General features: G+C 73.3%; 20 protein-coding genes. 8 read left to right on the forward strand and 12 right to left on the reverse strand.

Annotated features, from left to right (window positions below):
* Window positions 1–31 precede the first annotated feature (31 nt).
* The 3 genes from ABZ321_RS01905 to ABZ321_RS01915 form a co-directional block, all read right to left on the reverse strand.
* A complete protein-coding gene (locus ABZ321_RS01905; RefSeq protein WP_354888594.1) occupies window positions 32–781 on the reverse strand; it encodes a hypothetical protein in 750 nt (249 codons plus the stop codon).
* 215 nt (window positions 782–996) lie between these two features.
* Window positions 997–1,788 (reverse strand): hypothetical protein, encoded by a 792-nt coding sequence (locus tag ABZ321_RS01910; RefSeq protein ID WP_354888597.1) that lies wholly within the window; start codon window positions 1,786–1,788, stop codon window positions 997–999.
* Between the two features lie 144 nt (window positions 1,789–1,932).
* Window positions 1,933–3,255: an aminotransferase class I/II-fold pyridoxal phosphate-dependent enzyme gene (locus ABZ321_RS01915; RefSeq protein WP_354888600.1), complete on the reverse strand. Its 1,323-nt coding sequence runs from the start codon at window positions 3,253–3,255 to the stop codon at window positions 1,933–1,935.
* Between the two features lie 77 nt (window positions 3,256–3,332).
* On the opposite strand from ABZ321_RS01915, the gene ABZ321_RS01920 reads away from it, so the two are divergent.
* Window positions 3,333–4,523 (forward strand): bifunctional pyridoxamine 5'-phosphate oxidase family protein/GNAT family N-acetyltransferase, encoded by a 1,191-nt coding sequence (locus ABZ321_RS01920; protein WP_354888603.1) that lies wholly within the window; start codon window positions 3,333–3,335, stop codon window positions 4,521–4,523.
* Window positions 4,523–5,161, forward strand: a complete 639-nt coding sequence (leuE, locus tag ABZ321_RS01925; RefSeq protein ID WP_344507775.1) for a leucine efflux protein LeuE — start codon at window positions 4,523–4,525, stop codon at window positions 5,159–5,161. The genes ABZ321_RS01920 and leuE overlap by 1 nt, the downstream gene beginning before the upstream one ends.
* 81 nt (window positions 5,162–5,242) lie before the next feature.
* On the opposite strand, the gene ABZ321_RS01930 is transcribed toward leuE, so the two are convergent.
* Window positions 5,243–5,638, reverse strand: coding sequence for a hypothetical protein (locus tag ABZ321_RS01930; protein WP_344507776.1), 396 nt, complete (start codon window positions 5,636–5,638; stop codon window positions 5,243–5,245).
* A 130-nt stretch (window positions 5,639–5,768) separates the two neighbouring features.
* Between ABZ321_RS01930 and ABZ321_RS01935 the strand changes: the two genes are divergently transcribed.
* Both ABZ321_RS01935 and ABZ321_RS01940 read left to right on the forward strand, forming a co-directional pair.
* A complete protein-coding gene (locus tag ABZ321_RS01935) occupies window positions 5,769–10,973 on the forward strand; it encodes a DEAD/DEAH box helicase (protein WP_354888607.1) in 5,205 nt (1,734 codons plus the stop codon).
* Window positions 10,974–11,243: 270 nt separating this feature from the next.
* Window positions 11,244–11,714, forward strand: a complete 471-nt coding sequence (locus tag ABZ321_RS01940; RefSeq protein WP_344507778.1) for an oxidoreductase — start codon at window positions 11,244–11,246, stop codon at window positions 11,712–11,714.
* A 19-nt stretch (window positions 11,715–11,733) separates the two neighbouring features.
* Here the strand turns inward: ABZ321_RS01940 and ABZ321_RS01945 are convergent, their stop codons facing one another.
* The 4 genes from ABZ321_RS01945 to ABZ321_RS01960 form a co-directional block, all read right to left on the reverse strand.
* Entirely contained in the window at window positions 11,734–12,060 is a 327-nt protein-coding gene (locus ABZ321_RS01945; protein ID WP_354888611.1) for a GNAT family N-acetyltransferase, read from the reverse strand.
* A 497-nt stretch (window positions 12,061–12,557) separates the two neighbouring features.
* Entirely contained in the window at window positions 12,558–13,763 is a 1,206-nt protein-coding gene (locus ABZ321_RS01950; protein ID WP_344507782.1) for a cellulase family glycosylhydrolase, read from the reverse strand.
* Window positions 13,764–13,833: 70 nt separating this feature from the next.
* Window positions 13,834–14,676, reverse strand: a complete 843-nt coding sequence (locus tag ABZ321_RS01955) for an SAM-dependent methyltransferase (RefSeq protein ID WP_344507784.1) — start codon at window positions 14,674–14,676, stop codon at window positions 13,834–13,836.
* Window positions 14,677–14,784: 108 nt separating this feature from the next.
* The gene (locus tag ABZ321_RS01960; protein WP_354888980.1) at window positions 14,785–15,561 is read right to left on the reverse strand and encodes an SAM-dependent chlorinase/fluorinase; all 777 of its coding nucleotides are present in this window, start codon (window positions 15,559–15,561) and stop codon (window positions 14,785–14,787) included.
* Window positions 15,562–15,573: 12 nt separating this feature from the next.
* Here ABZ321_RS01960 and ABZ321_RS01965 point away from each other — a divergent pair, with 12 nt between their 5' ends.
* The 4 genes from ABZ321_RS01965 (at window position 15,574) to ABZ321_RS01980 (ending at window position 18,746) form a co-directional block, all read left to right on the forward strand.
* Window positions 15,574–16,509 (forward strand): LLM class F420-dependent oxidoreductase, encoded by a 936-nt coding sequence (locus ABZ321_RS01965; protein WP_354888615.1) that lies wholly within the window; start codon window positions 15,574–15,576, stop codon window positions 16,507–16,509.
* A 9-nt stretch (window positions 16,510–16,518) separates the two neighbouring features.
* Window positions 16,519–17,331, forward strand: a complete 813-nt coding sequence (locus ABZ321_RS01970; RefSeq protein WP_354888618.1) for a DNA-formamidopyrimidine glycosylase family protein — start codon at window positions 16,519–16,521, stop codon at window positions 17,329–17,331.
* Window positions 17,332–17,386: 55 nt separating this feature from the next.
* Window positions 17,387–17,881 carry a carbohydrate-binding protein gene (locus tag ABZ321_RS01975; RefSeq protein WP_354888621.1) on the forward strand — a complete coding sequence of 165 codons (495 nt, stop codon included), beginning with the start codon at window positions 17,387–17,389 and terminating at the stop codon, window positions 17,879–17,881.
* A 76-nt stretch (window positions 17,882–17,957) separates the two neighbouring features.
* Window positions 17,958–18,746 (forward strand): hypothetical protein, encoded by a 789-nt coding sequence (locus tag ABZ321_RS01980; protein WP_354888624.1) that lies wholly within the window; start codon window positions 17,958–17,960, stop codon window positions 18,744–18,746.
* Between the two features lie 31 nt (window positions 18,747–18,777).
* Here ABZ321_RS01980 and ABZ321_RS01985 read toward each other — a convergent pair whose 3' ends face one another.
* The 4 genes from ABZ321_RS01985 to ABZ321_RS02000 form a co-directional block, all read right to left on the reverse strand.
* Complete coding sequence (locus tag ABZ321_RS01985; protein ID WP_344507791.1) at window positions 18,778–19,530, reverse strand: hypothetical protein; 753 nt, start codon at window positions 19,528–19,530, stop codon at window positions 18,778–18,780.
* Between the two features lie 33 nt (window positions 19,531–19,563).
* On the reverse strand, window positions 19,564–20,427 hold the full coding sequence (locus tag ABZ321_RS01990; RefSeq protein ID WP_344507793.1) for a PspA/IM30 family protein: 864 nt from the start codon (window positions 20,425–20,427) through the stop codon (window positions 19,564–19,566).
* A 156-nt stretch (window positions 20,428–20,583) separates the two neighbouring features.
* Window positions 20,584–21,372: a hypothetical protein gene (locus ABZ321_RS01995; RefSeq protein WP_354888628.1), complete on the reverse strand. Its 789-nt coding sequence runs from the start codon at window positions 21,370–21,372 to the stop codon at window positions 20,584–20,586.
* A gap of 404 nt (window positions 21,373–21,776) precedes the next feature.
* The gene (locus tag ABZ321_RS02000; RefSeq protein ID WP_344507797.1) at window positions 21,777–22,253 is read right to left on the reverse strand and encodes a helix-turn-helix transcriptional regulator; all 477 of its coding nucleotides are present in this window, start codon (window positions 22,251–22,253) and stop codon (window positions 21,777–21,779) included.
* Window positions 22,254–22,332: the final 79 nt, after the last annotated feature.

Raw genomic sequence — 22,332 nt, forward strand, 5'->3', positions numbered from 1 at the left:
CCCCCATCGTGCTCTGCCGGGCGGGCGGGAATCAGAGGCCGAGCATGCCGTACAGGTGGTCCGGTAACGGCTCGGCGCCGGCCGGCGCGGTGGTGGTCAGGCTGGTGCCGAAGTCGGTGTAGGTGGCGGTGACGGGGTTGTCGGGGATCTCGACCGTCATCGCGACGAGACGGTCGTGGTCGTCGACCGTCGCCTCGAACGGGATCCTGGTGGCCGCCTGCCCCAGCTGCATCACCTGCGGGATGTTGACAGGCCCCCAGGTGGTCACGCGGGTCATGTCGACGGTGCCGTTGTAGGAGCGGTCCTCGCGGCGTACGTCGTGCGTCGCGGCGATCAGCGCCTGGATGCCGGTCGGGTCCTTGACGGCGCTGAGACCGAGCGAGCCGGGCCGCGTGATGCGGGCGGGATCGACGCGGAACCAGGTGGCGCCGTCGAAGCCCGGCAGGGGCAGGCCGGTGAGCCGGGTGTACGCGGTCCCGCGCACCGCCACGGTGTCGATCTTCAGGGTGGCGCCGTCGGAGGTGACGCTGACCGTGGCGTCGAGCAGGTCCGCGACGGGGTCGATGCCGCCGGTGTAGCTGCCCTCCTTGGCCACCACCTTGAACCGGTAGCCGCCGTTGATCAGCGCGCCGAGGCTCTTCGCCAGCTCGCTCTGCGAGGGCGCGACCGACGGGCCGGCGGTCGGCTTCGGCGGGTCGCTCTTGCCGAACGAGCACCCCGCCAACGCCACCGCCGCGACCAGCCCCACCGCCAGCGCGCCCACCAGCCTGCCGCGCCGCACACCACCCCGCGAACCCGTCGGCCGAACGCTCCACGCACCGCCCGGCAGGCCCGCAGTGCGAACGCTCCACCCACCACCTGGCAGGCCCGCAGCCCGAACGAGCCGCCCGCCACCCGGCAGGCCCGCAGCCCGAACGAGCCGCGCGGACAGGCGGGCCGGTGCAGGCGACTGGCCCGGGGCGGATGGCCGGAGTGGCTGTTGTCGTGACATGGAGGTCAGCCGTTGAGCAGGCCGTAGACGGCGGCGGGGGCGGCGGCGACGTCGGCGGTCTTGGGCGCGGCGACCGCGACCGGCTGTCCGTGGCCGGTGTAGTCGACCGTCAGGGCCTGCTCGGCGACCGTGCCGTAGGCCGGGACCGTGATCTTCAAGGAGACCAGGTGCTTGCCGTCGAGGGTCGCGGTGAACGGGGCCGACTTGGCCTTGTCGCCGAGGGCCTGCAGCACCGCGGCGTCGTCGATGCCGAGGTCGCCGCCGCTGCTGAGGTCATAAGTGCCGGTGACGGTGGCCGGGTCGCTCTGCGTGGCGGTGGCGACGCGGGACATGAGGCCCTGGCTGACGGTCGGGTCCTTCGCCTCGATCAGCCCGATGATCGCGTCCTTCTTGACCTTCGATCGATCTAGCTTGTACCACTTCTTGGCGTTGATGCCCGTGGTCGGGATGCTGGTCTTGAAGTAGTAGTCGGTGCCGAGCGTGATGCCCTCGATCGTGTACTTGACGCCGCCGGCGGCAACCCCGTCGACCTTCACCTGCTGCTTGCCGGCGGGGTCGATCGAGCCCGTGAACGTGCCTTCGGGGATCTTCATCGTGTAGCTGTAGGCGCCCGCGTTGAGGTCCTTGACGGCCGCGGCGAGCGTGTCCTTCGCGGACGGTGCCTGCGACGCGCTGCCGCTGGAGCCCTTCGAGGCGTTGCTGGTCGTGTTGTCGTCGCCGCCCCCGCAGGCTGTCACCAGTGCCAGTGCGACCGTCGCGACGGCGATGCCGAACGTCCTGAACGTGCTGCTGCGCATGCCATTCCCTCCTTGATGACGCGCCCTGAGAACGCTGCTCCCTGCCCAACAGCGCGCAGACGACTTCGGGTGCGTCGATGGCCGCAGAACCCCGCAGCCACCCACGGAGACTAACCGCCGGGTCCGACAATTCCGCCCCGCGGGTCACGCCTGCAGCCGGGAGGTGCCGGCCAGGCGGCGCATCACCGCGTCGGCCACCCGTCCGGCGTCACGGGGGTCGAGGCAGGCCGTCGTGATACGGATCCCAGGGGGTGTGAGCAGCCGATACATGGATCCTGGCGCCACGGCGATGCCGTCCTCGCGCAGCCCTGCAACCATCGACGTCTCGTCCGGCACGGGGAGCCAGACATTGATGCCGCTGACGCCGCGGGCCGGCAGATCGCCGAGCGCGGCGCGCATCGCCTCCCGGCGGGTCGCGTAGACGTCGCGGGCGCGGTCGACCGTCGCGGTGGCGTCCGGGTCCTTCCACAGCTCGACGACCAGGCGCTGCAGGACGGTGGAGACCCAGCCCGCGCCGAGTCGCATTCGCCCTTCGATCCTTGCGATGGTCACCTCGTCGCCGACGACCGCCGCGACGCGGAGATCCGGCCCGTACGGCTTGGACAGCGACCGAACGTATGCCCATGCACCAGTCGAGCCGGCCAACGGGTGCGCCCGGTCGTGCGCGAGCTCCGCCGCGTGGTCGTCCTCCAGGACCAGCAGCTGCCGGTACATGCTGAGCTGACGCCGCAACGCAGCGGATCGCCGCCCGGAGATCACCGCTCCGGTGGGGTTCTGGGCGCGGGACGTCACGACCAGTCCGGCCACCCCCGCGCTCAGCGCCGCCCGCAGTCCTTCCTCGGTAGGGCCCTCGTCGTCGACGGGCACGGACACGGGCGTGTAGCCGAGCGCCGCGACCAGGTCCAGGAGGTTTGCCCAGCCCGGATCCTCGACCGCGACCTTGTCGCCGGGGCGCAGGTGCGCGACGAGGGCGCGCTCGATCGCGTCGAGGGCCCCGCCCGCGACGGTGAGGCGCCCGGACGGGATGCCGTCGGCGGCGAACCGCTCACCGGCCAGGTCGAGCAGCTCAGGCAGAGGGCCTCCCCCGGAGTAGCCGACCGCGGGCATGGTCTCGGCCAATCGGATCAGATGCGGCGCGTACATCGGCAGCAGCGCCCGATCGGGGGCACCGCTGGCCAGGTCGAGGCCGCCGGCGGGCACCGCCAACCCGTGCTGGCCGCGCCTGGCCACAGGGGGGCGCGGGCGGACCCGCGTGCCGCCGCGGCCCGCCGTCTCGACCAGGCCCCGCTCGCGTAACGACCGATAGGCGGCCGCGACGGTGGCGGGGCTCACACCGAGGTCTGCCGCGAGCGCGCGGACGGACGGCAGCGCCGCGCCAGGATCGAGCTCGCCGGTGCGGATGCCGCGCTCGACGCTGGCCGAAATCTGGGCTGCCGTCGCACCTGTCGGCTGGTACTGTACTGCCACAGTTCAGGGATTGTACTAGAACAAACGAGGTCATGGTGGAAACCTACCTGCGAACGCCGAAAACGACGCCGAGACGGATGAGCGAGCGCGCGTCGTACGACGCCGATCTGGTGCACTCGGTCCTCGATGAGGGATATGTCTGCCACGTCGGATTCGTCGTCGACGGCGAGCCGCGGGTCCTGCCGAACCTGCACGCGCGCATCGGCGACACGGTCTACCTGCACGGCTCGACCGGGAGCAGTTCGGCGCTCGCGGCCCGCCCCGGCGGCCTGCCGATCTGCGTGACGGTGACGCTGATCGACGGGCTGGTCCTCGCGCGCTCGCAGTTCCACCACAGCGCCAACTACCGCTCCGTGGTCGCGCACGGCGCCGCGCGGCTGGTCACCGACCCCGGCGAGCGCGACCGGGCGTTCGCGGCGCTGGTCGACAAGATCATGCCCGGCCGCGCCGCCGACAGCCGCCCGCCAGACACGAAGGAGCTGGCCAAGACCGCGGTGCTGGCCCTGACGCTGCAGGAAGTCTCGGCGAAGGTCCGCACCGGCGGCGTCGGCGACGACGAGGAAGACCTGCTCTTGCCGCATTGGGCGGGTGTTGTACCGCTGAAGCTCGTCACCGGGCAGCCAGAGCCCGCACCCGGCGTGCTCGTGCCGCTGCCCGGCTATCTTCGCCCCGCCGAGGACGGCTGGCGGGGCGCGCCGGCGCTGCGGGGACGGCACGTCGTGCTGGAGCGGCTCGACCACGTGCACACGGAGGGCCTGTTCGCGGCGCTCGACGACGCCGAGGTCTGGACGCACCTCACCGTCGCCCGACCCGCCTCGGCCGCCGGGATGGCCGCGATCGTGGACGCGGCGATCAAGGATCCGGCGCGGACTCCCTTCGTACAGCGGAATCCGTCGACCGGAGAGATCCTCGGCAGCACCTCCTTCTACGCGATCGACGAGGCGCGCCGCTCGATCGCGATCGGGCACACGATGCTCGGCCGCCCGCACTGGCGCACGGCGATCAACACCGAGTCGAAGCTGCTGCTCATGGCGCACGCGTTCGACACGTTGGGCGCGGTCCGGCTCGAGTGGCACACCGACATCCGCAACGAGCGCTCACAGCAGGCGATCGCGCGGCTCGGCGCGCAGCGCGAGGGTCTGCTGCGCGCGCACCGGCAGCGTCCCGACGGCAGCTGGCGCGACACGGTCTGCTTCTCGATGCTCGCCGACGAGTGGCCCGCGGCGCGGGACCGGCTGACCGCGGCGCTGGAAGCGGGCGGGCGCTGATGCTCGGCGTGACCAACCCCTGGACGTATCTGCTGGGCACGGCCGCGATCGTGCTCCTGCCCGGCCCCAACTCGCTGTACGTGCTGTCCGTCGCCGCCCGTCGCGGCGTGCGGGACGGATATCGGGGCGCGGCCGGGGTCTGGCTCGGTGACGCGGTGCTCATGGTCCTTTCGGCCGGTGGCGTCGCCTCGCTGCTGCACACGTATCCCTGGCTGTTTCTCCTGGTGAAGTACGCGGGTGCCGGCTACCTGGCCTATCTCGGCATCCGCCTGGTGGTCGACACCGTCCGGCGGTTACGGGCACCCGCCTCGGCGCCGCAGCCCGAGGCGCCGGCCGACCGCCCGTTCCGGCGCGCGCTGGTGATCAGCCTGCTCAACCCGAAGGCGATCCTGTTCTTCGTGTCGTTCTTCATCCAGTTCGTCGACCCCGGCTATGCCCACCCGGCGGTGAGCTTCCTGCTGCTCGGGATCGTCGCCGAGGTGCTGAGCGCGATCTATCTGTCCGTGCTCATCTTCGCCGGGCGGTATCTGGCCGAGCAGTTCCGCTCCCGGCGGAAGCTCGCCGCGGGGCTGAGCACCTCGGTCGGCGGCCTGTTCCTGGCGTTCAGCATCAAGCTGGCGACGGCCAGCATCTCCTAGCGCTGCGACTGGTCCCGTAACGCATGGAGGGTCCCCCACTGGTTATGGGGGACCCTCTTCGCTGCCCGGCCAGGCAAGTCATCAGTGCTCGACTATCAGGTCGGCGCGACCGAGGTCGCGGAGCAGGTCGTTGACGACGCGGTCGTCGTCACCCTGACGGCGCCGGTCGGCGGGGGCCCGTCCGCCGGTCAGCAGCGCCAGCCTGGCGCCACCGCCGGTCCGGGCCGGGCCGTCGCCGGCGGCGCCGCGGTAGACGAAGTAGTGCACGGCGGCGCGGACGCGGGCCCGGTCGACCGCGCTCGACCTGGCGGTGTCGGCGATCAGGCGGCGCAGCGCCTCAGCCATCCGCTCGGCATGCCCGACGTCCGTGGTGCCGCATCCGGTGCGCAGGGCGGCCAGGTATGCGTCCAGCTGGCGCAGCAGCACTTCCGACTCCTGGCGGATCGCCCGCTGGGCGATCGTGCGCTGTGCTGCCACCGGCTGCTCCTGTGTTCTGGGGATTGGTGCATCTTAGCCAAATTCCCCCTTTCGTACAAATCGGACTAATCCGATCGGCGGCGCCGGCCGGGCGGGGGAAAGTGTCGTACCCCGGGGGCAGGATGGAGGCATGGATGAGCTGGGTCGGTTCGGTGCGGCGACGCGGGAGTGGTTCGGTGCGGCGTTCGCGGCGCCCACCGCCGCGCAGGCGGGCGCGTGGCAGGCGATCAGCGCCGGCCGGCACGCCCTCGTGGTCGCGCCGACCGGCTCCGGCAAGACCCTGGCCGCGTTCCTGTGGTCCCTCGATCAGTTGGCGGCCCGACCAGACGTCGAGGCGGCGAAGCGCTGCCGGGTGCTGTATGTCAGCCCTCTGAAGGCGCTGGCGGTCGACGTCGAGCGCAACCTGCGGGCCCCCCTCGCCGGCATCAGGCAGGCGGCGGCGCGACTCGGGCAGGAGCCGCCCGACATCAGGGTCGGCATGCGCACCGGTGACACCCCGGCCGACGAGCGGCGCGCGTTCACCAAGACCCCGCCCGACATCCTGATCACCACGCCCGAGTCGCTCTTCCTGCTGCTCACCTCGCAGGCCAGGGAGTCGCTGCGCAGCGTCGAGACGGTGATCGTCGACGAGGTCCACGCGGTCTGCGCGACGAAGCGCGGCGCGCACCTGGCGCTGTCGCTGGAGCGGCTCGACGCCCTGCTGGAGCGGCCCGCGCAACGGATCGGCCTGTCCGCGACCGTCCGCCCGATCGAGGAGACCGCCAGGTTCCTCGGCGGGTCAGCGCCCGTCGAGGTCGTGCAGCCGCCCAGTGCCAAGACCATCCAGGTCGAGGTGCAGGTGCCCGTCGAGGACATGACCGCCCTCGGCGAGGCCGACCCCTCGCAGGACGACGACGGGGCGCCCAGGCAGGCGTCGATCTGGCCCGCCGTGGAGGAGCGGGTCCTCGACCTGATCGAGGGCCACCGCTCCACGATCGTGTTCACCAACTCTCGACGCGGCGCGGAGCGCCTCTGCGCCAGGATCAACGAGCTGTCCTCTGCCCGTGCCGGTGTCCCCGCACCCACCCCGCCACGGACGCCGGCGGAGATGATGGCGCAGGCCGGCACCGCCAACGGTGCCGCGCCCGTCGTGGCGCGCGCCCACCACGGCAGCGTCTCCCGCGAGGAGCGCAAGCACATCGAGGAGGCGCTCAAGTCCGGCCAGCTGCCGGCGGTCGTCGCCACCTCCAGCCTGGAGCTCGGCATCGACATGGGCTCCGTCGACCTGGTCGTGCAGATCGAGGCGCCGCCGAGCGTCGCCGCCGGCCTGCAGCGGGTCGGGCGCGCCGGGCACCAGGTCGGCGCCGTGTCCCGCGGCGTGGTGTTCCCGAAGCACCGCGGCGACCTCGTCTCGTGCGCCGTGGTCGCCGAGCGGATGGTCGAGGGCGGCATCGAGGAGCTGCGCTATCCGCGCAACCCGCTGGACGTGCTCGCCCAGCAGATCATCGCGATGGTCGCCATGGAGCCGTGGCACGTCGACGAGCTGGCGGCCCTGGTGCGCCGCACCGCCGTGTTCGCCGAGCTGCCCGAGTCGGCGCTGTTCGCGGTGCTCGACATGCTCGCCGGGCGCTATCCGTCGACCGCGTTCGCCGAGCTGCGCCCACGCATCGTGTGGGACCGCACCGACGGGGTCCTCACCGCCCGCCCCGGCGCCCAGCGCCTCGCCGTCACCAGCGGCGGCACCATCCCCGACCGCGGGCTCTTCGGCGTGTTCCTGGCCGGCGCGGAGAAGGCCGCCCGCGTCGGCGAGCTCGACGAGGAGATGGTCTACGAGTCCCGCGTCGGCGACGTGTTCCTGCTCGGCTCGACCTCGTGGCGCATCGAGGACATCACCCCCGACCGGGTGCTGGTCTCTCCCGCGCCGGGCGCCGCCGCGAAGATGCCGTTCTGGAAGGGTGACTCCCCCGGCCGCCCCGTCGAGCTCGGCCGCGCGATCGGCGCCCGCCTGCGCGGCTTCGTCAAGGCTGGCGACGAGGTCGCCCACCAGCAGCTGCGCAGCGGCGGGCTCGACGAGTGGGCCGCCGACAACCTCCTGGCCTACCTGCGCGAGCAGCGCGAAGCGACGCGTCACCTGCCCGACGACCGCACCGTGCTGGTCGAGCGGTTCCGCGACGAGCTCGGCGACTGGCGGATGACCGTCCACTGTGTCCTCGGTGCCCGGGTCAACGCGCCGTGGGCCCTGGCGATCACCCGCCGGCTCAACGAGCGCTATGGCGTCGACGCGCAGGTCATGCCCAGCGACGACGGCATCGTGGTCCGCCTGCCCGACGTCGCCGACGAGCCGCCCGGCGCCGACCTGGTCGCGTTCGACCCCGACGAGATCGCCGGCATCGTCGAGGAGACCGTCGGCACGTCGGCCATGTTCGCCGCCCGGTTCCGCGAGTGCGCCGCCCGTGCCCTGCTCCTGCCCCGCCGCGACCCGCGCCGCCGCCAGCCGCTGTGGCAGCAGCGGCAGCGCTCCGCCCAGCTGCTCGACGTCGCCCGCGACTACGCCGACTTCCCGATCACCCTCGAGGCCGCGCGGGAGTGCCTGCAGGACGTGTTCGACGTCGCCGGGCTCGTCGGCGTCATGCGCGACATCGCCGGGCGCAAGCTGCGCCTCGTCGAGGTGGAGACGCCACGGCCGTCACCGTTCGCCCGGTCGCTGCTCTTCGGCTATGTCGGCGCCTTCCTGTATGAGGGCGACTCACCGCTCGCCGAGCGCCGGGCCGCCGCGCTCGCCCTCGACCCGACGCTGCTCGCCGAGCTCCTCGGCCGGGTCGAGCTGCGCGACCTCCTCGACCCCGAGGTCGTCTCCGAGACCGAGCGCACCCTGCAGTGGCTCGGCGACCAGCGCACCCCGCGCGACGCCGAGGACGTCGCCGAGATGCTCCGCGTCCTGGGCGACCTGTCCGACGCCGAGCTCACCGCCCGCGGCGCCGACCCCGCGTGGGCGGCGGAGCTGGGCGCGCAGCGCCGCGCCATCCAGGTCCGCGTCGCCAGGGAGCCCCGCTGGATCGCGGTCGAGGACGCGGCCCGCTTCCGCGACGCCCTCGGCGTCGCGCTGCCCGTCGGCCTCCCCACTGCTTACCTGGAGCCGGTCGCGGACCCGCTCGGCGACCTCGTCACCCGCTATGGCCGCACGCACGCACCGTTCACCGCGGCGACCTGCGCGGCCCGCCTCGGGCTCGGCGTCTTCGTCGTCGAGCAGGCGCTGCGCCGCCTGCCGGCGATGGTCTCCGGCGAGTTCACGCCCGGCGGCGCCGGCACCGAGTGGTGCGACGCCGAGATCCTGCGGTTGCTGCGCCGCCGGTCCCTGGCCGCGCTGCGCCGCGAGATCGAGCCCGTGCCGCCCCGCGCGCTGGCCCGCTTCCTGCCGCAGTGGCACCAGGTCGGCTCGTCCCGGGCCCGGGGCATCGACGCCGTCGCCGCCGCGGTCGAGCAGCTCCAGGGCATCGCCATGCCGGCATCCGCCCTGGAGCGGCTGATCCTGCCTGCCCGCGTCGCCGACTACACGCCCGCCTACCTCGACGAGCTGTGCGCGTCCGGCGACCTGCTCTGGTCCGGGGGCGGCGCCATCGGCGAGCACGACGGGTGGGTCAGTCTCGCGTTCGCCGACACCGCGTCGCTGCTCCTCCCGCCGCCCGCCGACGTCGGCGGCCCTGTCCACGCCGCGATCCTCACCGCGCTCGCGGGTGGGCAGGCCTTGTTCCTGCGGACGCTGGCGGAGCGGGTCAACGAGATCCTCGCCTCCGCTCCGCCACCTTCCGCGGTGGGCAGGGAGCTGCCGCCCGCGGCCGGGTCGTCGCCGAAGGGAGGCGCGAGTTCGCCCTCTGCGGCTGGGTCGTCGTCCAGGGGCGGCGCGAGCTCGTCGTCCGTGGCTGGGGCCTCCGCGACCGAGGGCCGGGCGCGTCCGGGCGGGAAGGGTGTCAGGTCATCGACATCCGGTGGCGAGTCGACGCCGTGGTCGGTGTCCGGCGGCGGGTCCGTGGCGTTGCCAGCATCCAGCGGCGATGTCGGGGCGATGCCGGCGCCAGGCGACGGGTCCGTGGCGAGGCCGGCGCCAGGCGACGGGTCCGTGGCGAGGCCGGCGCCAAGCGGCGAATTCGGGGCGGCGTCGGCATCCGGTGACGGGTCCGTGGTGTCGTCGGGGGCCGGCGGGCCAGCGCCTTTGTCGGAGCCTGACAACGGAGCCGTGGCCTTGCCCGCAGCGGACGACGAGGCCACCACGCGGAGGCGTGCGGGCAGTTCCGCCGGTGGCGCGGAGCCTGATGCGGTCGTGCCGCCGCCGGTTCCAGTCGCCAGGCTGCGGAGGGCGAAGGCGGCACCCGGCTCGATCAGCGAAACCCTGCGCGGCGTCGAAGCGTCGCTCCACGCCGGGTCGGCTGGCTCACGCGACGCCGGCGGTCCGGGTGGGGACTCGGACGGTTGGGGTGCGCCGGGGTTCGTCAGCGAGGCGGAGGTGCTCGACGCTGTCTGGGATCTGGTGTGGGCCGGGCAGCTGTCCAACGACACGCTCGGTCCTCTGCGGGCGAAGCTCGGTGGTGGTGGAGCGCACAAGGCGAAGCCGGCGGCGCCGCGGTCGCGGTACCGGCGCGCTGGCATCGCGGCGGCGCGGGCGGCGCTCGCCGGTGGGCGGTCAGGGCCGCCGACCGGTGCCGGGCGGTGGCACCGGCTGCCCGATCGGGACCTCGACCCGACCCGCCGGGCGACCGCCAACGCCGAGCTGCTCCTGGACCGGCACGGGATCGTCACCCGTGGGGCGGTGATGGCCGAGGATCTGCCGGGGGCGTTCGCCGGCGTGTATCCCGTGCTCGCGGCGATGGAGGAGCGGGGCGCCGCCCGGCGGGGCTACTTCGTCGAAGGTCTGGGCGCGGCACAGTTCGCGCTGCCGGGGGCCGTCGACCGGTTGCGCGGCGGCACCGACACCCGCGACGCGTTGGTGCTCGCCTCGACCGATCCAGCCAATCCGTACGGGGCCGCGCTGCCCTGGCCCGAGCGGGTCGTCGACGCCGGTGACGGTGAGCGCTCCGGGCACCGGCCGGGGCGCAAGGCGGGCGCGCTCGTCGTCACGGTCGGCGGTGACCTCGTCATCTATGTGGAGCGCGGAGGGCGGACGCTGCTGTCGTACGTCGAGGACACCGAGCTGCTCGCGCTCGCCGCGAAGGCCCTCGCCGACGCCGTCCACGGCGGTGCGCTCGGCGCGATGTCGGTCGAGCGTGCCGACGGGGAGTCCATCCACGCGTCGGCGCTCGGCGACGCGCTGTCGGCAGCAGGGTTCCGGACCACCCCGAAGGGACTCCGCCTGCGGAACTGATCCACACCCGATCAAGCGCTCCACCCACGGAGCTGAGCCACACACCCGACCGAACGCTCCCCCGCGGAGCTGAGCCACACGCCCGACCGAACGCTCCACCCACGGAACTGAGCCACACGCCCGACCGAACGCTCCACCCACGGAACTGAGCCACACACCAGATCAGGCGCTCCACCCGCAGAGCTGAACCGCACCCAGCTGGACGCTTCGGCTGCGGAGCTGGCGACCGGCACGCGACCATCGCGTGTGACCGCGGAAGGAGACGGCGCGATGAGTGAACTCGCAGGCGAGCGGCGGGTCTCGCTGTTCGAGCACGCCGGTGGCGCTCCGGCGTTCCAGGCGCTGGCGGCGGCGTTGCATGAGCGGTGCCTTGCGGATCCGGTGCTCAACCATCCGTTCGGGCATCCGGGGCAGCATCCTGAGCATGTGCAGCGGCTCGGGACGTACCTGGCCGAGGTGTTCGGCGGTCCGCCCGCGTACTCGCAGACGTGCGGCACCCACTTCGGCGTGCTCGACCTGCACGCGCGGATGGGCGCCGAGGACGACCTCGGGGAGCGGTTCGTGCGTTGCTTCGTGCTCGCGTGCGACGACGCCGGCCTGCCCGCGGACCCGGAGTTCCGGGCGGCCCTGCGTGACTACATGACCTGGGCGGCGGCGGACGTCATGCAGTACTCGCCGCCGGACTCCCAGGTGCCCGCCGACGTCACGATGCCGCACTGGACCTGGGACGGACCGCGGTGAGCCGGCCCGGCGGCACGGGTCAGACCGGCTCGGCGCGGCGCTCCAACTGGATGATCTCGTCGCCGTCGAGGAGGTGGGTGGTGCGGCCGTTCGGGACGTAGCCGGCGGCGGCGTAGAGACGCTGGGCGCGTTCGTTGGATCGGCGGGTCCACAGCGTCGTGCGGGTGTAGCCGAGGGCGTGGACCGCGCGGAGGAGGTGCTGTCCGTAGCCGTTCGACCAGTGGGAGGGGTGGACGAACACCATCGACACGTGACCGTACCCGGGAATCAACGTACCCTCGCCGTCGTCGGCGCGCCCCGGCTCGACCAGGGCCATGCCGACCACCGTCCCGGCCTCGGCAGGCATCGCCCCGGGTCCGCTCGTCGCCGCCGCGACCCGCGCCGGAGCGACCTCGGACTCACCCCGTCCGGCCGTCGAACCAGCGGGTGCCGACCCGTCCGCAGCACCCGTGCGTCCAGTCGGGGGACAGGCAGGTCCGGCGAGTGGCGGTGCGGGCTCGGACGGAGCTGGAACAGCCACCGGTCCAGCAGGTCCGGGCGCGGCGAGCACGTCCGCCGGAGCCACAGATTCCGTCGGGGAATGGGCAGATCCGGCCACGGAACCGGCGAGGTGCGGTGCGGGCTCGGTGGGCGCCGACCCGAATGAAGCTGGAGCAGCCACCGGACCGGCAGGCCCAGGCTCGGGCAGGGTGGCGATCAGGACCTGAGCGTCCGGGGCGGCCAGTTTCTCGCGGACGCGGGCGAGGCGTTGTGGGGTTGGCGGGAGGCCGCGGGCGGCGTTCGCCGCGTGCCAGACGTCGGCTGCGGCGGGCAGGTCGGCGGGGTGGGCAGAGCGGACGGCGATCACTCGGACGATTGAAGCACCTGACGGGTCAGTGGGGTCAGTCGCTGGCAGAGGGTGGGATGGGGCCAGGTGACGTCGCGGAGCTCGTCTGTGTAGGAGCTCCAGTAGTGGCCGCTGCCGTCGTGGTCGAAGTAGGCGTGGGACTCGTACGCGACGCGGTGCAGCGGGTCGTGGATCCAGGCTCGCGGGTGCATGAGGCCCCACGAGGGCGGGCCCATCGGCATGTAGCCGCTGACGAGCAGGGCGCGGCGGTCGCCGATGGCGCGGAGGGCGTCGACGGTCTGCTGGGCGGCGCGTTCCCAGATCAGGGCGCCGGCGCGGCCGTCGGCGGCGAGGCGGGTGGGTTCGTTGAGGAGGCCCAGGCCGATGACGGCGGGGTTGTCGGCGGCGGGGGCCATGCGGCGCCAGAAGTCCGCCAGCGCGGTGGTCGGCAGGCCGGGGGCGCCGAGACGCAGCAGGGTCTGCTGGTGGCGGCCGCCGCCGAGAGCGAAGTCGCCGTACCCGTGCAGGTCCAGTACGACGAGGAGGCCGGCGGCGCTGGCGTGGTCGAGCGCGAGGCGGACCCGGGCGACCTCCTCGGAGGACAAAGGCCCGAAGGGGACGGGCTGGAGGCGTTCCCAGTTGACGGCGAGGCGGACGAGGCGGATGCCGCGCGAGGCCAGGAACTCGTAGCTGGAGGGGGTCTCGTACGTGTAGTCGTCGCCGTACCGGCCGGGGTTGGCGCTGCCGAAGCCGCCGTTGACCTCGGAGGTGGCGAAGGAGCCGGCGGCCAGGTTGACGCCGCGGAGGTAGCCGGCGGAGGTGCCGTGGCGCTCGACGACGTGGGCCTGCGGGCCGACGACGTCGACGTCCATGCCGTGCGCGACCGGGCGGTAGACGGCCATCGGGTAGTTGGCCGGCCAGGTGCCGGCCGCCCAGGCGGTGACGGGCAGCCCGACGGCGTCGGCGGCGGTGTACCAGGCCTCGGCGACCGCGGACCACTGCGCCGCGTCGCGGTCGGCGGGCCAGCCGATCTCCCCGATGAACCCGGTCGCGTTGTTGCGGCGCAGCCAGGCGGAGAAGTTGGCCAGCCCGGCGACGGCCCTGGCCTGGACGATGTCCGTGGTGCACACCGTCTGCAGCGCGCGCGGCCACGACACCGGCACCACCAGCGCCGTCACGAGCAGCAGCAGCACCATCGCCAGCGCCGGAGCTTTGCGAGCCACCGCACGCCACTGCCCGACCGCCCCCGGGTCACACCCCCGGGAACCCCGAAAAGCGGCTCACAGGCAGGGCCTAGGCCTTCCTGGCCACACCCCCGTAGACGGAGACCTGGGTGTCGGTGACGTCGGGTGAGACCTCGGCGTCGGGGCGCCACTTCGTGACGAGCGGCAGGCCGGGGTCGACGAGCTCCAGCCCGGTGAAGAACCGGGCGATGTCGGCGTGCGGGCGGACCTGCATCGTCACGCCCTGGCGGGCGTAGATGGCGGCGACGTGCTCCCAGGCGACGGGGTCGAAGTCGCCGGTGAGGTGCGACAGCGCGAGGTAGCTGCCGGACGGCAGGGCGTCGACGAGCTCCTGCACGATCCGGTACGGCTCGTCGGCGTCGCCCACGAAGTGCAGGATCGCGATCAGCAGCAGGCCCACCGGCTGGTCGAAGTCGATGACCTCGCGCAGCTGCGGCGAGTCCAGGATCCGGCGGGTGTCGCGCAGGTCGGCGTCGATGTACTCGGTGCGGCCCTCGGGCTTGCTGGTCAGCAGCGCGCGGGCGTGGGCGAGGACGATCGGGTCGTTGTCGACGTAGACGATCCGGGAGTCGGGCGCGATCGCCTGGGCGACCTCGTGCACGTTGGGTGACGTCGGGATGCCGGTGCCGATGTCGAGGAACTGCCGGATGCCCGCCTCGCGGGCCAGGTGCTCCACCGCGCGGCGCAGGAACGCCCGGTTCTCGCGCGGGGGGATGCGGCTGTTGGGGTTGGCCCGCAGGCCGGCCTCGGCGGCGCCCCGGTCGGCGGGGAAGTTGTCCTTGCCGCCCAACAGAAAGTCGTAGACCCGGGCCGGGTGTGGCCGGTCCGTCTGCAGGTCGACCGGCTCGCGGGCCTCGTCGGGCTTGGGCTTCATCCAGTCGGCGCCTGACATGTCCCACTCTCCGCCAGTTGTGATGCCATGTGTGATCGATCGGACGGCTGGATCATATGCCGGGACATCACCCTCCGTCACTCTCGACCACGTGCGGCGACGATGCGGCTACGTGGCGTGAACGATGGTCACGCGGTCGCCGGCCCGGACGCCGAGCAGCTCGGCGGCGCTGCCACCGTTGACCGCGACGGCCAGGTAGTCGGCGGAGTCGGTGAACACCACGAGCCCGCCGGCGGGCGCGTCGCCGAAGGTGCCGCCCGAGACGGCCGGCGCACCGTTGACGGTGACCACGCCCCCGGGGAAGGAACCGGGCGAAGCCAGCTGCAGGTTGCCGAACCGGTCGACCGTCAGTACCGAGGCCACCACACCGGACGGCGTCACCTCGAGGAACGGCGGCGGTAGTCGTACAAGAGCCGCGGTGGCACTTCCTGCCAGGGACAGGTCGGCGCCGGCGGCGAGGCGGGCGGCCACCGGGGCGAACACGTCGCGGCCGTGGAAGGTGCGCGACACGTCCGGCGCGAACCACGCCGCGTTGGTGAGGTGGACGGCGCGACGGATGCCGCCGAGGGCCTCCGCCGCCGGGATCAGCAGGCCGTTGTCCGGCCCGACGAGGAACCCGCCGTCCGCGGCCTCGATCGCGATCGGCCGGCGTGCGGTGCCGACCCCGGGATCGACGACGGCGAGGTGTACGCCACGCGGCAGCGACGGCACGGTCTGTGCCAGCACGTGCGCCCCTCGGCCGATGTCGCCGGGCGGCACGAGGTGCGTCACGTCGATGACCCGCGCGGCGGGCGCCAGGCGGGCGATCACCCCGTGGCAGGCGGCGACGAACCCGTCCTCGAGCCCGTAGTCGGTGGTGAAGGAGATCCAGGGGTCCATCAGGATAGTGTCGGACGCATGCGGCTCTGCGTGTTCATCGAACCTCAGCTCGGCGCCACGTACGAGGACCAGCTCGCCTTCGCGCAGCACGCCGAGCGGCTCGGCTTCGAGGGCTTCTTCCGCTCGGACCACTACATGGCGACCCGCGGCGGGGCGCCCGGCCCGACCGACTCGTGGGTGACGCTCGGCGCGCTCGCCCGCGAGACGTCCACGATCCGCCTCGGCACGCTGGTGTCCTCGGCGACGTTCCGGCTTCCGGGGCCGCTCGCGGTGGCGGTGGCGCAGGTCGACGCGATGAGCGGTGGCCGGGTCGAGCTGGGGCTCGGCACCGGATGGTACGAGCGGGAGCACCTGGCGTACGGGGTTCCGTTCCCCCCGGTCGGCGAACGGTTCGACCGGCTGGAGGAGCAGCTGGAGATCGTGACCGGGCTGTGGGCGACGCCGGACGGCGCCACGTTCAGCTACCAGGGCCGCCACTACGACCTCATCGACTCGCCCGCGCTGCCGAAGCCCGCGCAGCGGCCCGGCCCGCCGATCATCGTGGGCGGCAAGGGCCTCAAGCGGACCCCGCTGCTGGCGGCGCGGTTCGCCGACGAGTTCAACGTGCCGTTCTCGAGCCTGGCGGAGACCACCGCGTCCTACGACCGGGTCGTCGCCGCGATCGAGGCCGAGGGGCGCGACGGGCGGGCGCCGATCGTGTTCTCGTTCGCGCAGACGATCGTGTGCGGCGCGACCGAGGCGGAGGTCCGGCGGCGGGCGGAGGCGTCCGGGCTCGACCCGAAGGGGCCGCCGGCGTCGGGCGGGCAGTTGTACGGCACGCCGGCGCGGGTGGCGGAGCAGCTGGCCGACTTCATGAAGGCGGGCGCGTCGCGGGCGTTCCTGCAGGTGCTCGACCTGCACGACCTGGAGCACCTCGACCTGCTCGCCACGGAAGTCGCGCCGCTGCTCCCATAAGCTAGGCCGGTGCCCGAAGGCGACACCGTCTGGAACACCGCCCGCGTGCTCGCCGACGCCCTGGACGGTCACGAGCTGACCCGCAGCGACTTCCGGGTGCCGAAGCTCGCGACCACGGACCTCGCCGGCTGGCGGGTGCACGAGTCCGCCAGCTACGGCAAGCACCTGCTGCTCCGCCTGACCCGCGAGCCCGACCGCGCCTACACGCTGCACTCGCATCTGCGGATGGACGGGGCGTGGCGCACGTACCGTCCGGGCGAGCGCTGGACCGGCCGCCCCGCGCACCTGATCCGGGTCGCGCTGCACACCCCGACGGCCGTCGCCGTCGGCTTCCACCTGCACGAGCTCGCGCTGGTGGCGACCAGGGACGAGCGCCAGTTGATCGGGCACCTCGGGCCCGACCTGATGGGCGACGGCTGGGACCCGGCGGAGGCGGTCGCGCGGCTCGCCGCCAGGCCCGACCGGCACATCGCCGACGCCCTGCTCGACCAGCGCAATCTCGCCGGCATCGGCAACCTGTACAAGGCGGAGGTCCTGTTCCTCAGGGGTGTCAACCCGTGGACCGAGGTCGGCGCGGTGCCGGACCTGCCCGCGATGGTGGACCTGGCGCACCGGCTGCTGAACTCCAACCGGGGCCGCTGGACGCAGACGACGACCGGTTCGCTGCGCCGCGGCGAGACCAACTGGGTGTTCGAGCGCGCCGGGAGGGAATGCCGTCGATGCGGCACCCGGATCGAGCGCTGGACCGGCGGCGACCACGACCGGATCACGTACTGGTGCCCGCGCTGCCAGCCGGTTGTCTCCGCGACACCTGGCCCGTAGGCTGCGAACTCGCTGGTCAGGCGAGGGAGTGCTGGGCGTGCACGGAGTTCACCGGTTGGGTCCGACGGATCGGACGCTGCTGTGGGGCACGGCGGCGCTGATCGTGTTCACGCTGGGTGCCGTCACGGTCGCGCGTTCGAACGGCGGACCGGTCGTGGGCGCCGACGACACCCACCTCTGCTACAACTCCGCGGGCGTCGGGGCCGCCTGCCTGCCGCCGGCTCCCACCGGTTTCGGCGATGCCACTGTACCGTCAGCGCCGACATCGTCACCCATCGTCACGACCTCGTCAGCGGCGCCACCACCGGTGGTGCCGTCAGTGGTGCCGCCGGTGGTGCCTCCGACCACCTCGAAGCCGCCCTCATCCACCGCCGTCTCGCGGTCGCCGGCGGCGAAGAAGACCGTCCCGGCGTGGGCGGTGGGCGTCGCCTACAAGGTCGGGGCGCAGGTGACGTACCAGGGCGGCGTCTATGCGTGCAGGCAGGCGCACAGATCACAGTCGGACTGGTCACCGCCCGCCGCTCCCGCGCTGTGGAGTCGGCTGTCGTGAGGCTCACGCCCGCGCACTGATCGTTGCGGGCACGCGGTAGGGTCTTGGGCGTGACGCTGGGTGTGGTGTTGTACCGGTGCATCACCGGCTGAGCCGGCGGGGGCTGTTCGCCGCCTCGGCCGCCGCGCTCGTGGCTTCCGCGCTCGGCGCCTGCGACGGCACTCCGCTCGCCTCCGCGACCCCGGTCCCGACCCTGCGACCGCCCGACGGCACGCCGCTGGCCGTCTGGGAGCTGACCGGCGGCCTGGTCGGCACGGCGATGCTCGCCCTGCGCGCGCCCCGCCTCGTCGTCTTCGGTGACGGCGACGCGATCGCCGACGCCGCGTACCGGTCCCGCCTCGACCCGGACGCGCTGCAGAGCCTCGCCGCGGGCCTGCTCGCCGACCTGGGCTCCAGCGACGCGCAGAAGCCGCGGTCCGCGGCGCCGACGATCCTCAACGCGCCCGTGACGAGGGTGAGCACGTGGTCGCCGTCGGGGCCGCTCGCGTTCACCGCCGAGGGGTTCGACGAGCTGAAGACCGACCACGTCTACGCCGACGTCCTCTACAACGCCCGCGACCGCCTCGCCGCCGTGCACAAGTCGGTGGCGGCGACGGCCCAGCCGTACCTGGCGGACCGGGTGAGGCTGGTCGCGATGCCGGTCGACGGCGAGCCCGCCACCGTGAACCCGTGGCCGGCAGACGTGAAGCTGCCCACCCCCGACGCCGGCGGCCTCCGCAAGGCGGACCTGTCCGGCGAGGACGCGCGGGCCGTGGTCCGCACCCTGACCCGCGACCTGGACCAGCGCGGCGCCTGGCCCGCGTACACGTCGGCGTCCGGCGACACGGTCAGAGCCAGCTGGCGCTACCTGCTCCCCAACGAGTAACCGCCGCGCGGCGCACGGGACGCGGCGCGCTTCAGGCGGTGCTGGCCCGCGGGGTCGAGCGCAGGTCCGACATCGCCTCGGCGACGCCCTTCAGGAACGCTGTCGCATCCGCCAGGTTGCCGATCGTGGCGCTGTCCTCGGCGACGCAGCCGGCCGCCGCCGTGACGAACTGCTCATACGCCGACACGCCCTGCTCCAACTGCGCCGCCAGGGACGCGTGGGCGGGCCGGAGCGAGTCGCCGGCCGGGCCCAGGCTCATGGCACGCTCGACGGACGCGGTCCGCTGGGCCAGGTCGCGCAGCGACTGCTCGGCGACGGTCGCGTCCAGCACGGCGGCCTCCGCGTGCGGGCCGAGCCGGCCGACCAGCCCGGCGAGCATGGCCGAGGCGCGGTCGAGGCGCCGCCACGGCTCGGCGACCGTCAGGCCGCGGAGCTTGAACGACTCGCGCTGCCGGCCGAACTCCGCGATCGCCGTGCGCCCCGCGGGCAGCTTGGCGACGATCCCGACGAGCTTCTCCCGGGCCTGGGCACCGACGAGGGCCGGGTCGGGCTCGGGCGGCACCGGCAGGGCCCGGAAGGCCCGCAGGTCCATCCAGCGCCAGATGGCGATCGCGATGGAGCCGCCGGCACCGGCCGCCCAGAAGGCGTCGGGCAGCCCGAGGCCGCTGTACGGCACGAGAATCGCGGTGGCGCCGGTCAGCAGGCCGGCCCGCACGGACCAGCCACGCGCGGAGCGGTGCAGCCGCCGCAGTCGCTTCAGATGCTTCGCCCGCTCCGACGCCATGACCGGCACTCCCCCCAATAGACCTTGAACTCGTCAGCCGGCGCTGGCGGTGTCCCCCGCTTGCTTGTCCTTCAGGCTCGCCCGGATCTCGTCGAGGCGGGCGACGCCGGCGTCCCGCGGGCCCGGGGAGGCCGCGGCGGGCGTGCTGGGCGTCGCGGGCGCGGCGGCGAGCTGGTCGCCGGCCATGCTCGCGCGGATCTGGTCGAGGCGGGAGCTGCCGGCCATGTCGAGCGTGGTGCGCTGGACCTCCAGCATGCGGCCCTCGACGGAGTTGGAGGCGAGCTCGGCGCGGCCCATCGCGTTGGCGTAGCGGCGCTCGATCTTCTCGCGCACCTCGTCGAGCGACGGCGTGTTGCCCGGCGCGGCGAGGCCGCTCATCGACTCGAGGGACTTGGCGACGGTCTCCTGCATCTTGGCCTGCTCGAGCTGGCTGAGCAGCTTGGTGCGCTCGGCGAGGCGCTGCTGCAGCAGCATCGCGTTGTTCTCGACCGCGCGGCGGGCCTGGGCGGCCGCGTTGAGCGACTGGTCGTGCAGCGTCTTCATGTCTTCCATGCCCTGCTCGGCCGCGACGAGCTGGGTGGCGAAGATCTGCGCGGTCTGCTCGTACTCCACGGCCTTGGTCTCGTTGCCCTCGGCGCGGGCCTTGTCGGCGAGGGTGAGCGCCTGCCGGGCCGAGGCCTGCAGCTTCTCGACCTCACCCATCTGCCGGGACAGCCGCATCTCGAGCTGCCGCTGGTTGCCGATCACGGCCGCGGCCTGCTGCACCAGGGCCTGGTGCTGGCGCTGCGCCTCCTCGATCGCCTGCTGGATCTGCACCTTCGGATCGGCGTGCTCGTCGATCTTGGCGCCGAAGAGCGCCATCAGGTACTTCCAGCCCTTCACGGCGGGATTCGCCATCTCGCGGTCCTCTCTGCGCCGGCACTACAAACGTGCGGCTTCCATCGTGTCAGGCGAGCGCGAGAGCGTCACGCCCAGCGTCAACTCAAACGGTGGGATAATGCGGACAAAGCGGTGTGAAACACGTGCGACTCAGGGTGATCTCAGGGATGCGCACTACTGCACCTGCTCCCCGGTGAGCGCCGAGCGTGACAGCCGCTCCGCCTCCGCCAGACCGTCGCGCATGCCCTCCAGTCCCGCGGCGAGCTCTGCCACCTTCACCGCCGTGAGCGACGTGCCGACGTCGGACGCCGCGTGGAGGGCCAGCAGCTCGGCCATCCGCGCGACCAGCCCTTCGAGACCCAGTACAGCGGACTGCATCCGCGCGAGCAGCATCTCGCGGGCGTCGTGCAGCCGCCGTGCCACACCGAGCTGGTCGGTCACCGCCCGCAGGGCCCGCTCCCGCTCCGCCCGCAACGGCCCCGCCGGCAGCCCGTCGATCCCCTGCGTCAACTGCGCCCGGTCGTGCTCGAGCCGGGCGACGTCGATGCCCGCCGACGTCCGCTCGATCAGCGTCACCTGACCGGCGAACCTGATCAGATCTCCCAGCGCCTCGGCCGCCCGCTCGTCGACCCCGGCCACCTGCACCCGCAGGACGGCGTCGGAGGGCGTCTCCGCTTGCCGATGCAGCGTCTGTACCGCCGACTCTGCCCTCCGCAACCACCGCTCAGCGTCCCCACCACGCGCCGGCACCGGCAGATGCCGCGCGGACCGCCTACCCGGCCCCCGCCCGAACAGCGCACCGACGCCGATCCGGACGCCGTACACGACGCCGGCAACGGCAAGCCCCACCGGAATCCCGGCAAGCACCCCAGCCGGAGCGAGCGCGGCGCCGACCGCCCCACCCACTCCACCCAGCACACCGGCCGCGACGAGCCCCCAGGGCTCGGTCAGCTGCTCCTTCACACCCACAACTGCAAGTCTGCCTTCCACTGACGAGCACCGAACAAGACCGAAGTCAATCCGACTGTCAGAAGCCACCAAGCACACCCGGCCCCCAGTGTGGCAGGCCCGATCGAGTCCGCCACGCCTCCCGTTTCGCCGCGGCGTCGCCGGTACGGCCCGCCGCCCCTCACCCTCCGCCCGCAGCCGGACGGGGCACCCAAGCAACGGCCGAAACGCACGGCCGGCGGCCCGACGGCGATGGGCGAGCGGCGGCGGCACAGCGGAGACACGGGCGGCGGCTCGACGGAGGCACGACAGGGACCCGAACGGCGCCTACGGCGCGGCCGACGGGCCAGTGGCCCTCTGGCTATGGGCAGCATGGAGGGACGGGTGGTCGCGGAAACGACCGGTGGCGCGCGAAGGCGTCAGGCGGCGTAGACGACTTCGCGCGGGTTGCGGGTCGCGCGCAGTGTCGTGCGGAGCGGGCCGTCGTGGCGCACCGCTACCGACAGCTTCGCGTCGGTGGTGACCTTGGTCTTCGGGCCGCTGCGGCCGGACAGCCGGGCTTCCGGCGCGGACGGGCCTGCTCCCGCGGCGGCTGGGTCGGATGCGGGCGCGGCGTCCTGCGTGGACTCGGGCGCACCGACCGGGACGAGCACGCGTGGCAGGTCCTCCGCGGTGGCGAGCGTGTCGCTCACGTCGCGCAGCACCTCGGACAGCGCGGCACCGAGCGCCTCACAGATGGCGGCCAGCAGCTCGCTGGACGCCTCCTTCTGCCCGCGCTCGATCTCGGACAAATAGCCGAGACTGACGTTGGCGGCGGTCGACACCTCGCGCAGGGTCCGGTGCTGGGCCTGCCGCCGCGCACGCAGCGCGTCACCGATCACTCGACGAAGCAGCACCTTGGCACCCCCTCTGAGGCAGTCCGCGAATGGGTTCCCCGCGAAAACTGGTACCCGCCACGGTACCTGGTGCGGCGCC

The sequence above is a fragment of the Dactylosporangium sp. NPDC006015 genome (genome assembly GCF_040614215.1).
In the GTDB taxonomy this organism is placed as follows: domain Bacteria; phylum Actinomycetota; class Actinomycetes; order Mycobacteriales; family Micromonosporaceae; genus Dactylosporangium; species Dactylosporangium maewongense.

Excerpts from the sequence above, each read along its gene's own strand:
- ABZ321_RS01955 (WP_344507784.1), bottom strand. The coding sequence starts at position 14,676 with ATGTCAGGCGCCGACTGGATGAAGCCCAAGCCCGACGAGGCCCGCGAG.
- ABZ321_RS01990 (WP_344507793.1), bottom strand. The coding sequence starts at position 20,427 with ATGGCGAATCCCGCCGTGAAGGGCTGGAAGTACCTGATGGCGCTCTTC.
- ABZ321_RS01945 (WP_354888611.1), bottom strand. The coding sequence starts at position 12,060 with ATGCCTGCCGAGGCCGGGACGGTGGTCGGCATGGCCCTGGTCGAGCCG.
- ABZ321_RS01935 (WP_354888607.1), top strand. The coding sequence starts at position 5,769 with ATGGATGAGCTGGGTCGGTTCGGTGCGGCGACGCGGGAGTGGTTCGGT.
- ABZ321_RS01910 (WP_354888597.1), bottom strand. The coding sequence starts at position 1,788 with ATGCGCAGCAGCACGTTCAGGACGTTCGGCATCGCCGTCGCGACGGTC.
- ABZ321_RS01965 (WP_354888615.1), top strand. The coding sequence starts at position 15,574 with ATGCGGCTCTGCGTGTTCATCGAACCTCAGCTCGGCGCCACGTACGAG.
- ABZ321_RS01940 (WP_344507778.1), top strand. The coding sequence starts at position 11,244 with ATGAGTGAACTCGCAGGCGAGCGGCGGGTCTCGCTGTTCGAGCACGCC.
- ABZ321_RS01920 (WP_354888603.1), top strand. The coding sequence starts at position 3,333 with ATGAGCGAGCGCGCGTCGTACGACGCCGATCTGGTGCACTCGGTCCTC.
- leuE (WP_344507775.1), top strand. The coding sequence starts at position 4,523 with ATGCTCGGCGTGACCAACCCCTGGACGTATCTGCTGGGCACGGCCGCG.
- ABZ321_RS01985 (WP_344507791.1), bottom strand. The coding sequence starts at position 19,530 with ATGGCGTCGGAGCGGGCGAAGCATCTGAAGCGACTGCGGCGGCTGCAC.